At 53.5% G+C, this 12,391-nt stretch carries 12 protein-coding genes; 6 read left to right on the top strand and 6 right to left on the bottom strand.

What is annotated here, in order from left to right; genetic code table 11:
- Together L085_RS17435 and L085_RS24815 are read right to left on the bottom strand one after the other, a co-directional pair.
- The gene (locus L085_RS17435) at window positions 1-864 is read right to left on the bottom strand and encodes an HlyD family secretion protein (RefSeq protein WP_015377735.1); all 864 of its coding nucleotides are present in this window, start codon (window positions 862-864) and stop codon (window positions 1-3) included.
- Window positions 865-867: 3 nt separating this feature from the next.
- A complete protein-coding gene (locus L085_RS24815) occupies window positions 868-1,104 on the bottom strand; it encodes a DUF1656 domain-containing protein (protein ID WP_004931303.1) in 237 nt (78 codons plus the stop codon).
- Between the two features lie 180 nt (window positions 1,105-1,284).
- Here L085_RS24815 and slyA point away from each other — a divergent pair, with 180 nt between their 5' ends.
- Entirely contained in the window at window positions 1,285-1,716 is a 432-nt protein-coding gene (gene slyA / locus L085_RS17430; protein ID WP_004931301.1) for a transcriptional regulator SlyA, read from the top strand.
- A 93-nt stretch (window positions 1,717-1,809) separates the two neighbouring features.
- Here slyA and L085_RS17425 read toward each other — a convergent pair whose 3' ends face one another.
- A complete protein-coding gene (locus L085_RS17425) occupies window positions 1,810-2,274 on the bottom strand; it encodes a glycine zipper 2TM domain-containing protein (protein WP_025159710.1) in 465 nt (154 codons plus the stop codon).
- Window positions 2,275-2,625: 351 nt separating this feature from the next.
- On the opposite strand from L085_RS17425, the gene anmK reads away from it, so the two are divergent.
- From anmK to tyrS, 4 genes are all read left to right on the top strand, one after another.
- On the top strand, window positions 2,626-3,747 hold the full coding sequence (gene anmK / locus L085_RS17420; protein WP_044031335.1) for an anhydro-N-acetylmuramic acid kinase: 1,122 nt from the start codon (window positions 2,626-2,628) through the stop codon (window positions 3,745-3,747).
- A 45-nt stretch (window positions 3,748-3,792) separates the two neighbouring features.
- Complete coding sequence (locus L085_RS17415) at window positions 3,793-4,095, top strand: MliC family protein (RefSeq protein WP_004931294.1); 303 nt, start codon at window positions 3,793-3,795, stop codon at window positions 4,093-4,095.
- An 88-nt stretch (window positions 4,096-4,183) separates the two neighbouring features.
- Window positions 4,184-4,837 carry a pyridoxamine 5'-phosphate oxidase gene (pdxH, locus tag L085_RS17410; protein WP_044031334.1) on the top strand — a complete coding sequence of 218 codons (654 nt, stop codon included), beginning with the start codon at window positions 4,184-4,186 and terminating at the stop codon, window positions 4,835-4,837.
- 138 nt (window positions 4,838-4,975) lie between these two features.
- Window positions 4,976-6,250 carry a tyrosine--tRNA ligase gene (gene tyrS, locus L085_RS17405; RefSeq protein WP_044031333.1) on the top strand — a complete coding sequence of 425 codons (1,275 nt, stop codon included), beginning with the start codon at window positions 4,976-4,978 and terminating at the stop codon, window positions 6,248-6,250.
- A 48-nt stretch (window positions 6,251-6,298) separates the two neighbouring features.
- On the opposite strand, the gene L085_RS17400 is transcribed toward tyrS, so the two are convergent.
- Window positions 6,299-9,352 (bottom strand): hypothetical protein, encoded by a 3,054-nt coding sequence (locus tag L085_RS17400; protein WP_044031332.1) that lies wholly within the window; start codon window positions 9,350-9,352, stop codon window positions 6,299-6,301.
- Between the two features lie 283 nt (window positions 9,353-9,635).
- Here L085_RS17400 and pdxY point away from each other — a divergent pair, with 283 nt between their 5' ends.
- A complete protein-coding gene (pdxY, locus tag L085_RS17395) occupies window positions 9,636-10,496 on the top strand; it encodes a pyridoxal kinase PdxY (RefSeq protein ID WP_044031331.1) in 861 nt (286 codons plus the stop codon).
- A 39-nt stretch (window positions 10,497-10,535) separates the two neighbouring features.
- Here the strand turns inward: pdxY and gstA are convergent, their stop codons facing one another.
- Both gstA and dapA read right to left on the bottom strand, forming a co-directional pair.
- Window positions 10,536-11,141, bottom strand: coding sequence for a glutathione transferase GstA (gene gstA, locus L085_RS17390; protein WP_004938367.1), 606 nt, complete (start codon window positions 11,139-11,141; stop codon window positions 10,536-10,538).
- Window positions 11,142-11,233: 92 nt separating this feature from the next.
- Window positions 11,234-12,118, bottom strand: coding sequence for a 4-hydroxy-tetrahydrodipicolinate synthase (gene dapA / locus L085_RS17385; protein ID WP_044031330.1), 885 nt, complete (start codon window positions 12,116-12,118; stop codon window positions 11,234-11,236).
- Window positions 12,119-12,391: the final 273 nt, after the last annotated feature.

Below are 12,391 nucleotides of genomic sequence, written 5' to 3'. Positions count from 1 at the left end.
TTAGTTCCGCTGATGAATCGAAATGGTGCAGGTGGTGCCGGCAACCAGCGTCAAATCGGCGGGCACGTTGAGCAATTTTATCCGCACCGGCACGCGCTGAGCCAAACGCACCCAGGGAACATTGGGCTTAACGTCCATTAATAGATCGTTGTTGCTGTCAACGCTCTGATCGTAAATGGCGCGGCCGATACTCTCTACTTCTCCCTGCAGCGGGGTGTTGCCGTTATATAAGACAATATCGGCTTTATTGCCTTCTTTTATATGTTTCAGCTTGGTTTCTTCGAAATAACCGAGTACATAAAACGAATGGACATCCACCAACGCGACCAAAGGCGTGCCGGCGTTGGCGTAGTTCCCGACCCGCGCCTGCAGATTGGTGATATAACCGTCGGTCGGCGCGTAAATTTTAGTTTTGCTCAAATTCCATTTGGCCTGTTCCAGGTTGGCCAGGGCGGCTTTATAGGCGGCCTTCATTGCCTGAGCGGCTAAATTGGACTCGTCCAAATCTTCAGCGGAAATAACGTTGCGCGGCAACCCGCGGCGTCGGGCGGCTTCGTGGTCTGCCTTGGCCAGATCCGATTGCGCTTTTGCCACCGCGGCCTCGGCATTGTCCAGCGCGATCTGGTAGGGCACCGGGTCGAGGGTAAAAATCAGACTTCCCGCAGGTACGAACTGATTGTCATTCGCGCTTATTTTCTCTAATCTTCCAGAGACTTCAGGGGTGATATTGACGAGTTCGGCGCGCACTTTTCCATCACGGGTCCATGGGGATTGCATATAATAATTCCAGAGCCACCAACCGGCGCAGACGGCAATGGCGCAGACGATCACCGTAGAGAAGTATTTTAATGTTTTATGCTGCATGGGTTACCAACTCGCTAAAATCCATAAGGAACCGCTGACGGTCAGAACGAAAATGGACAGGTCCATCAACATGGGATGCCAGATTTCACCGGAATACATCCAGTCTCTCAGCAGTTGATGAATCAGCAGCCATAAGACCAGTCCTAGTAAAAAAGCTTTAAATATAGGTGGAAAATAAAGCGATGCCCCCAGGACCAAATCGGGTAAGGGGGATGAGGTGTGTAACCATGATGTATTCACATTAACAATCCCTAAGGGTGAATATGTTGAATGTTTGCATAACGATTAAACGATAACGGCCGAAAATAGTGGCTATTTCCACAATATACATTATATACATTTGTGTTTTTAATGTGAGTTACCCAAAATAGTCTAAACTCTGGGAGGTAATGTTAGCATGCTAATTATAAGGAGGGGGAAGTGGAGTCAACATTAGGTTCAGATTTAGCACGATTAGTTCGTGTTTGGCGCGCGCTCATCGATCATCGGCTCAAGCCGTTGGAGCTGACCCAAACGCACTGGGTCACTTTGCACAATATCAATCGTTTGCCGCCGGAGCAGTCGCAAATCCAGTTGGCCAAGGCGATCGGTATCGAGCAACCGTCACTGGTTCGCACGCTGGACCAATTGGAGGAGAAGGGGCTGATCACGCGTCACACCTGTGCCAACGATCGCCGCGCGAAGCGCATCAAGCTGACCGAAGCGGCCGATCCGATCATCAGGGAAGTGGACAGTGTGATCACGTCTACACGCAGTGAGATTTTAAGCGGCATTACCGCCGACGAAGTGCATCTGTTGGTAGGGCTGATTGGCAAGTTAGAACAAAATATCACCGAACTGCAGAACAAATAATAATATTCTTATTTTTCTACGATTACAGTTTCACAGCATCAGAAATAAAACCGGAGGCGATTGCCTCCGGTTTGCCGTGTGCCGCCTGCTGACTTACAGCGGAGAGACGGTGATGGTGTCGCCCATGCGCGCCATGCGCACGCGCTGACCCGGGCTGAACTTGGTGTCACCTGCTTTCTGCACCACCACGATGTTCTCTTTCTGGTCGGTTTTGATTTCCAGCTCGTAGCCTGAGGTACGACCGGCCACTTCACCGATGCTGTTGCCCGCCGCGCCGCCGGCGATAGCGCCCGCCGCGGTAGCCAACGTACGGCCGGTGCCGCCGCCAACGGTGTTGCCCAACAACCCACCAATTACCGCGCCGCCGATCATCCCCAAGGCGTTGGAGCCTTCGCCGCCCTGAATTTTAACCGGACGCACGGAAACCAGCGTCCCGTAAGTGACGTTCTGCACCTGCTTGGCCTGCGAGGACGAGTAGACATCGCCGGACATGGATTCATTGGCACACCCAGCCAACGTAACGGCGGCGACGGCAACGACGAGAAGACGCTTGATCATATAAAACTCCTGATGGTAGTAGTCCATAACCTGGCAATGCTCACCAGGCAAGATTCAGTGAAAATGATAGACAAAGTATGGCTGAAAGTTGATACAGCGCCATGCCTCATCGCTGCACGCAGCTTAACTTTTCTCTGTTCAACCAATAATAAACCGCGGTTTACCTTTATGACAGCCTCACCGACATTCCGTTGCCGGTTAACGCACGGTTTAACACATAAAATGTGCCACAGAGACGCATCTGGCTCACGGTGCGTAAAAAAAGCATCATAATTCATGGCGTTAATTCGTCAATTCTGGTTTATTTGTCAGGATAAAATTTGCTTACCGTGCGGGTTAGAGGATGTTGCTATGAAGTCAGGCCGCTATATAGGCGTCATGTCCGGCACCAGTCTGGACGGAATCGATGTGGTATTGGCCGCGATTGACGATCGCATGGTGGCGCAGCAGGCCAGCTATAGTCATCCGATGCCGATCGCGCTGAAAAAAGAGATCCTGGGGATGTGCCAGGGGCAGCAAACCACGCTGGCCGCCGTCGGCCGGTTGGACGCACAGCTGGGCACGCTGTTTGGCGAGGCGGTGCTCGGCCTGCTGAAGCAAACCGGCATTGACGCGGATCATATCACCGCTATCGGCTGCCACGGCCAGACGGTATGGCACGAACCGGAAGGCGACGTGCGTTTCTCGATGCAGCTCGGCGATAACAACCGCATCGCCGCGCTGACCAATATCACCACCGTCGGCGATTTCCGCCGGCGCGACATGGCGTACGGCGGGCAGGGCGCCCCGCTGGTGCCGGCGTTTCATCAGGCGCTGCTGGGGCATCCCGTCGAGCGGCGTATGGTGCTGAACGTCGGCGGCATTGCTAACCTCTCTCTGCTGTTGCCCGGTGCGCCGGTGCGCGGTTTCGACACCGGGCCGGGCAACATGCTGATGGACGCCTGGATCTGGCGCCACCGCGCGCAACCTTACGATCAGGACGGCGGCTGGGCCATGCAGGGGCGCGTCTGTTTGCCGCTGTTGCAGCAGATGCTGGCGGACCCTTACTTCGCGCTGCCTGCGCCGAAAAGCACCGGCCGCGAGTATTTCAACATCGCCTGGCTGGAGCGTCAGCTGGCCGGACTACCGGCGATTGCGCCGGTCGACGTGCAGGCCACGCTGACGGAGCTGACCGCCGTCAGCATTAGCGAACAGGTGCAGCTGGCCGGCGGGTGTGAGCGCCTGCTGGTCTGCGGCGGCGGGGCGCGCAACACGCTGCTGATGGCGCGCCTGTCGGCGCTGCTGCCGGGCACTGAGGTCGGCCTGACCGACGATTGCGGCGTCAGCGGCGACGACATGGAAGCGCTGGCCTTCGCCTGGCTGGCGTTTCGCACGCTGTCCGGCCAGGCCGGCAACCTACCTTCGGTGACAGGCGCCAGCCGTGAAACGGTGCTGGGTGGGATTTATCCGGTTTTGCCATTGGGGGGCCGTTAGCTCTGTTAGGATAGCCTGTGAAGGATTTTTCTAAGGAGCAACAGCATGAAAAAAGTCATTTTCGTCGCCGGCGCGCTGGCGCTGTCCGGCTGCAGCTACATCCTGCCGCAGAGCAGCCAGACGATGCACTACCAGTGCGGCACTACGCCGCTGACGGTGGCGCTCGACGGCAAGGCGAGCGAAGTCAGCCTGCTGATGGATGGCGAGCAGCTGCATCTCAAGCAGGTGCTGGCGCTGACCGGCGCCAAATACAGCGACGGCAAATACACTTTTTGGTCGAAAGACCGTAACGCCTATCTTGAGCGCAACGGCAAGGTAGTCATGAGCGACTGCGTGTTGACGGAGTGACGGTCAGCGGCGGCGTCGGAGCGATTGAGTTCCTGGCGCCGCAGGCGCAGAATGTAACGACGGATTTTTCAGTTGGTCGATAACCCAGATGATTGAAAAGAATGAGTTTGATGTTGCGGACCTGCGCCGTGAATATACCCGGGGCGGCCTGCGCCGCAACGATCTGACCGCCAATCCGCTCGAGCTGTTCGAGCGTTGGCTGAAACAGGCCTGCGACGCGCGCCTGGCCGATCCGACCGCCATGTGCGTCGCCACCGTCGACGAACGCGGCCAGCCGTATCAGCGCATCGTGCTGCTCAAGCATTTCGATGAGCAGGGGTTGGTGTTCTACACCAACCTCGGCAGCCGCAAGGCGCAGCAGCTGGCGCAAAACCCGCATATCAGCCTGCTGTTCCCCTGGCACATGCTCGATCGTCAGGTGATTTTCCTCGGTCAGGCGGAGCGCCTGTCGACCCTCGACGTGCTGAAGTATTTCCATAGCCGGCCGAAGGACAGCCAAATCGGCGCCTGGGTGTCGCAGCAGTCGTCACGCATTTCCGCGCGCGGCGTGCTGGAAAGCAAATTCCTCGAGTTGAAGCAAAAGTTCCAGCAGGGCGAGGTGCCGTTGCCGAGTTTCTGGGGCGGATTCCGCGTGAAATTCGACTCCGTCGAGTTCTGGCAGGGTGGCGCCCACCGCCTGCATGACCGTTTCCTGTATCAGCGGGACGGGAATGACTGGAAAATTGACCGACTGGCACCCTGAAGGCGGAAAATCCTCTCTAAGCGCTGGTGCTGATGCCGCCGGCGCTTTATTCTATGCGTTACCCTGAATTTTTATTTCGCCACTGGGCGAAAGGCCGTGTACCGGTAAAGGTGCATTCGTTTATACATGGAGTCATTGATGGCAAGCAGCAACTTGATTAAACAACTGCAAGAGCGGGGCCTCGTTGCCCAGGTTACGGATGAGGAAGCGTTAGCGGAGCGACTGGCGCAAGGGCCAATTGCACTGTATTGCGGTTTCGATCCGACCGCTGACAGCTTGCATTTGGGCCATCTGGTTCCTCTGTTGTGCCTGAAGCGCTTCCAGCTGGCCGGCCACAAGCCGGTAGCGCTGGTGGGCGGCGCCACCGGCCTCATCGGCGATCCGAGCTTCAAAGCGGCGGAGCGCAAGCTGAACACCACCGATACGGTGAACGAGTGGGTCGAGAAGATCCGCAAACAGGTTTCCCCGTTCCTCGATTTCGACTGCGGCAGCAACAGCGCTATCGCGGCCAACAACTACGACTGGTTCGGCGGCATGAACGTGTTGACCTTCCTGCGTGACATCGGCAAGCACTTCTCCGTTAACCAGATGATCAACAAGGAAGCGGTCAAGCAGCGTCTGAATCGCGACGACTCCGGCATCTCCTTCACCGAGTTCTCTTATAACCTGCTGCAGGGCTACGATTTTTCCGAGCTGTATAACCGCCACCAGGTGGAGCTGCAGATCGGCGGTTCCGATCAGTGGGGCAACATCACCTCGGGTATCGATCTGACGCGCCGTCAGCACCAAAAGCAGGTGTTCGGCCTGACCGTGCCGTTGATCACCAAAGCCGACGGCACCAAGTTCGGTAAAACCGAGGGCGGCGCGGTCTGGCTGGCGCCGGAAAAAACCAGCCCGTACAAGTTCTACCAGTTCTGGATCAACACCGCCGACGCCGACGTCTACCGCTTCCTGAAGTTCTTCACCTTCATGAGCCTGGAAGACATCAACGCGCTGGAAGAAGAAGACAAGAACAGCGGTAAGGCGCCGCGCGCCCAATACGTGCTGGCGGAAGAAGTGACCGGCATGGTGCACGGTGCGGAAGGCCTGGCGGCCGCCAAGCGCATCACCCAGAGTCTGTTCTCCGGAGCGCTGCACGACATGACCGAAGCGGACTTCGCCCAGCTGGCGCAGGACGGCATGCCGACCATCAAACTGGACCGCGACGCCGATCTGCAGCAGGCGCTGGTGAATGCCGAGCTGGTGCCGTCACGCGGCCAGGCGCGCACCATGATCGGCTCCAACGCGGTAACCATCAACGGCGAGAAGCAGTCCGATGCCGAATACCGCTTCAGCGATGCGGATCGTCTGTTTGGCCGTTACACGCTGTTGCGTCGCGGCAAAAAGCATTACTGCCTGGTGGATTGGCAGTAAATAAAATAGTCCCATATGAATGGCCCGAAATATTTCCGGGCCATTTTTTTAAGCAAAATAGTCCGGCGCAAAACCGTTAAGATCAATTGTAGGAGCTTGATAATGAAGAGTATTTGCTAATGAATAGATATTTTCATTTGCGATAGAAAAAACAGTATCATTTTCGTCGAATTTCTGATTGTGGTTTTTGTCGATAATAACATAGATGTTGTCACCCATTCCCACTGCGCCCACCTCAGCTAAACTATTTTCACTGGCACCTTTGGTGATTTTTGACATTGCCTTGGCTAAAACATCAAACGCACGATCAGTGTTATTTATTGCCAATGAATTAAATAACGTATTAATTTGATTAGGTTGACTAATGTTACCATAAATTTCAATGTTACCTTTTTCATTCGGCCCAAAATTCCACTTTCTATCAGCTGACCCAGCATGTATTTGATCGTAACTGTATCTATTTAAGGTGACTAAATCATCTATTTTACTATTTTCGAAGGATACGTTTCGCACGCCAGTTGTTGAGTTTCCAATGATTGTATTGCCATGTACCGTAAAGTTACCGCCGTTGAAGGTTTCTATATCCAATAAGTTACCAAAAAGACTGCTAATGACATGCTCGTAAGGGGATGTGTTGTTTAGAGAAGACAGAAGCGAATAGAAAGCGCCACCACCACTACCACCTTTCTCGAGGAAAAGATCAATGACGGCATTGTGGCGTGGATCATTTTCAGGTAATTCTATGGATTGCAGCGTATCACTAAAATCCTCTTTAATGGTTAGGTATAGTCGTGTACTGGCGGTAACTGTGATATTTGATATATTGTTATCGCTTCCCCCGAGTGAAATTGTATTTATTGTGTTTCCACTTGACTCTAATTTCAGGCTTTCTTGAGTCGTTTTATCTTGGCTAATTATATTTATTTTCCCTGCATTAATCCATCCGCCATTATTAGCGCCTATGTTGATTTTGAAAGCATCATCGACGAGGTGTTTTGCCATTTCAAGCGTCAATTTACTGCTAGCAGAGGCATCCCCATTTATCGTAAGCATACTGGACCAACTGGTATTAATTACCTTTACATCATCAGTCATACCGGACAAGATTAATCCCGAAGAGCCAGTGGCTTTACCTCCATCGGTAGGTGTTTTCGGTAGTTCACCTTGAGCCAGAATCTTTATTGGTTGAGGATAAGTGCCATAGACCTTGGCAGTTTGGTTTAATAGACCGAAATCAAAAATATTTTTTCCCTCGGTTGATATTAACTCACCGTTAAGATAGATGTTTCCTGTACCACGATAACCACCAAGTTCTATACCGCCAAAATACAAAAACTGATTTATATTACTTATAATTTCGGCGTCATATCCATTGCCGCCGTTAGATGTCAAGTATACGTTTTTGCTGATAAAATTAGCAGAAATACTGCTCTGCGAAGAAGAAGACTTGGCTAAAAACGTTGCCAGAAACTCTTTATCGATAGCGTTTGCTCCCCCTGCAATACTGTTGCCATTCCATAGCAATCGAGTGAGTTCGTTTCCACTGAGACTCATATTTATTTTCGAGTCGGCAATATTGAGTTGATCGGCTATCAATCGGCTACTGGCAAGTTCGGTGAGCTCAATGATATTGTCTGCATTTAACAGATTGTTTTTGTTGAGGTAAAGAGTTATCGACCTTCCACTCAATGAGTTAATAACAATGGCATTGGCGGCGTAATCGCCTTGTAATGTTAAGTTTTTTAATGATTTTGCAAATCTAAGATCGATTGCGCTGGCATAATTAACATCCAGAGAAGCAGAGTTAAGGACGCCAATTTCGGCATGTGATAATCTATGAATGCTCCCTGAGTTAATATCGCCAATCAATGCGCCGTCTCGATCCAGTGTGATTTTTCCATTCTCCTGGTAACCTAATTTTTCGCCTATCTGTTGTTCAAGTGTGGCAATGTCTTTGGTTAGCGGGAGAGGGCCATCATTCAATGGTGATTTCCCATTGCGATATGCCTCTATAATATTTAATGTCGCCTGTAAGGCGTTGTTCTCCGCTTGTTGCAATATAACGTTTTTTTGCTCATTAGTTAAAGCTTGGCCATATAGTTTGATATAAAGTGAACTAAAGTCTGAGGCGGAACTAAAATGTGAGGTAGACTGCGTAAGAAGTGTCAATAATGCTAGTTCAGATTTTCCGCTGTCTAACATTCTACTAAAACTGTCAAGTCCTCTGGCATCTAATCCGGTAGTTGTCGTCAGTAGCTGGAATAATACCGCTACATTTTCTTGCATCTTTAATGGCGTAAATTCTCCAGAGCCATAGACGTGCGTGGCTTTTAGAAAGTTTTGTTTGGCAATACTGTTATCTACATCATTGCGAACGTCGGTCATTAAACGGATGATGACGTCACCTCGTGTTTCGCTATTGTTATTTAGACCTGAGCTGTATTTAGCTACGGTTGTAGTATCGGGGTTTAAGTCGTAAATGCACTTGTATATTCTCTTGACGAATTCGTCATTATTCAATGAAAGCAACCATGCTCGTGATTCTACAAAGTTATTAGCGACATAATTGACACTAACCCGTCCATCCGCAATAGCCTTGCTCCAATAATTGACGCCATCAGCATTAAATAGACTGCCAATAGTATAATAAATCCCTTGTACGTCAGCTGCAGCACTAGTAGCCGAGGTCGCTGGTGTTGGATATAGCGTAGCGTTAATAGTCTCGAACATGTGTTTTTGCTGAGCGGTTGTAGTGGGGTCGTTGCCGATGTAATGACGAGTGTCGTTGATTAAGTTACTGACTAACTGACCTAAAGAGAGTCCCGCGTTGACTTGATTGACTAACAAGTCCAACTTGGTAGGTGAAGGAGATTGGCCGGTCGCATTATGATAGATATATTCTACTTTTTGCACAGTAGTTAAGCCGTTATAGCGAAGATGGCCACTGGGAGAGTCAATAAGCTGGTTAGCCAAATATACATTGTCGTATAACGCTTTCTCGATTTGCCTTGTAAAGTATGTCAATTCTTGGTTATCTGCATATCGGCCCATGATTGCATAGAAAATAATGGCTGTATCTTGTTGTAATGAAATGAAATTCATTTTTGCTCCCCAAATGCAAGACTCAGTGAACTTTAAGTACAGCCAAGAATGACAAAAAAGCAAATCGGTTGTTTTGAGTGCACATACGCCGTTGGTACGGTTACCTGTAGGATATGCGCTTTTTTTGCCGATGTGTTTTCGCTACAATATGCCGCCGTCGAAAGCATAAAAATTCCTCTTATTTCTTGTTTTTAACAGCGCCGGCATGACGTTTTCGCGTTGTGCACCCATTATCATTTCGCCGCGGGCTGATGCACACGGCATGGCGAGGTCAGTTGTTCCGATGAAAAACATTCTTTCTATCCAGTCGCACGTGGTGTTTGGTCACGCCGGCAACAGTGCGGCTGAATTTCCGATGCGCCGTATGGGCGTCAACGTCTGGCCGCTGAATACGGTACAGTTCTCCAACCATACGCAATACGGCCAGTGGACCGGCTGCGTCATGCCGGCCAATCACCTGACCGAGATCGCGCAGGGCATCGCCAATATCGATCAACTGAAGCGCTGTGATGCGGTGTTGAGTGGCTATATCGGTTCGCCGGAGCAGGGCGACCATATTCTGGCGATCGTGCGCCAGGTTAAGCAGGCGAACCCGAATGCCTGGTATTTCTGCGATCCGGTGATGGGACATCCGGAAAAAGGCTGCATCGTGGCACCGGGCGTGGCCGAGTTTCACTGCCGCCAGGCGTTGCCGTGCAGCGACATGATGGCGCCGAACCTGCTGGAGTTGGAGATGCTGAGCCAGATGGCCGTCGCCAACGTGGCCGATGCGGTGCAGGCCGCCCGCGCGCTGATCGCCAAAGGGCCGCGGCTGGTGCTGGTCAAGCATCTGGCCCGGGCCGGCTATCACGCCGACTGTTTTGAAATGCTGCTGGTGACGGCGGAGGAGGCCTGGCACATCAGCCGGCCGCTGGTGGACTTCGGCGCGCGTCAACCGGTCGGCGTCGGCGATTTGACCAGTGGTCTGCTGCTGGTGGATCTGCTGAAGGGCGAGGCGCTGGATAAAGCGCTGGAGCACGTGACCGCCGCCGTGTATGAGGTGATGCTGACCACGCAGGCGATGGGCGAGTACGAACTGCAGGTAGTGGCGGCGCAGGATCGGATCGTGCAACCGCGCAGCGAGTTCAAAGCGGTAAAACTGTAAGTGCAACGGGCCCCGGCGATAGCCACCGGGGCCGAATGTTTACTTCAATCCTTCGGCGTTCAGCGCCGCATCCACCGCCGGGCGCGCCGCCACGCGATCGAACCAGGCCGCCAGATGGGCGTGTTTGCGCACGTCGAACTGCAGGGCGAACGCCCAACGCAACACGGTGAACAGATAGGCGTCGGCCACGCTGAAACGGTTTCCCAACAGGAAGTGCTGCTTCGCCAGCACCGAATCCAGATAGCTGAACTGTTGCTCCAGCCTGGCGCGCGCGATGGTTTTGTATTCCTCGGGCGTTTTCGGGTTGAACAGCGGGCTGAATCCTTTGTGCAGCTCGGTGGCGATGTAGTTCAGCCATTCGATCGCGTGGTAGCGCGACAGAGTGCCCGCCGCCGGGATTAGGTTGCGATCCGGCACACGGTCCGCCAGGTATTGCACGATCGCCACGCCTTCGGTCAGCAGGCTGCCGTCATCCAGCAGCAGCGCCGGGACCTGTCCCTTGGGGTTGATGGCGAGGTAATCGGCGCCGCTCTCGGTTTTCTTCTGCGCCAGATCGACCTTCTCCGCCGTAAAATCCAGCCCTGCCTCACGCAGCACGATATGCGGGGACAGCGAACAGGCGCCGGCTTTATAGAACAGTTTCATCGGAAGCTCCTTGTTGATGACGAATGACGGGCATGCTTAACCTCTCATCGTAGTCCCATAGCACCAAAATTACAGCGGCTTAGCTAACAAATTTAACCGACGATCGCCTCGGCGGGCTGCAGCTGCGCCAGCGTCGCGGCGATCTGCTGCTGCAGCGCCGGCGGCGCCACCTGCATCGGCGAACGCAACTCGTTGGCGATCAGCCCCTGCTGGGCCAGCACCGTCTTGACCGGCGCCGGATTCGGGAAGCTGAACATCTGGTGGATCATCGGCAGCAGCTCATAGAAGTTGCTGCGCGCCGCAGCCAGATCGCCGGCGGCGACCTGCTGCACCAACTGGACGAAACGTTCCGGGTGAACATGCGCGGCGGCGGAGATGGCGCCGGTGCCACCGAGGCACAGCGTGGTGAGGATCAGATTGTCTTCCCCGGTCATCATATCGATTTCGCCATCGGCGATCAGCGCCATGGTGGTGTCAGGGTTGCCGCCGCAGTCCTTGATGGCGGTGATGCGCGGATGGCGTGCGAGCCGGCGCAGCGTGGCCAGCTCCATGGCGATGCCGGTGCGCTGCGGAATGTTGTACAGGATCACCGGCACGGTGGAGGCGTCGGCCAACTGGGTAAAATAGTCGATCAGGCCGCATTGCGAAGGGCGGATGTAGTAAGGCGCCGGGATCAGCACGCCGGCGATGTCGCGCAGCTGAATGGCCTGCTGCATCTGCAGCGTGGCGGCCATGTTATTGCCGGAAAGGCCCATCACCACCTGGCGTGCAGGCGCCACTTCCAATACGGCGTCGAGCACCGCCAGCTGTTCTTCTTTGCTCAGCGCGGCGGCTTCACCGGTGGAGCCGCAGACCACCAGACCATCGATGCCGGCGTCGAGCAGGTGCCGCGCCAGGCGTTGCACCGCCGGCAGGTCGACGGCGTCGTGATTGAAAGGGGTAACCATCGCCACCCAAATACCCGAAAATGAGGCCATAAAATATTCCTTCTGTGTGACCGACAGAGAAGCCAGATGAGAAAATTGAAGGCGGGGCGTTGCGTGCCATCCAGTCAGCTCATCTGACGGGACAGCGCGCCCCGGTCAAATGAGCGTCTGTTTCTTTGATGTAACCGCCGCCAAACCGCCAAGGGGCAACGCAGGCGTCATCAGAATATCAGCGTTGCGTGGGTAGGCCATGGCAGTCTCGCGAAAAGGGGAAGTGGGGTGATAATGAATATTCTTCATCAGGCTGTCAATTTACAACAGATT

The sequence above is a fragment of the Serratia sp. FS14 genome, from assembly GCF_000695995.1.
GTDB lineage: Bacteria > Pseudomonadota > Gammaproteobacteria > Enterobacterales > Enterobacteriaceae > Serratia > Serratia nematodiphila.
The sequence above is the reverse complement of the archived record's forward strand: the minus strand, read 5'-3'. Positions and strand labels throughout refer to the sequence as shown.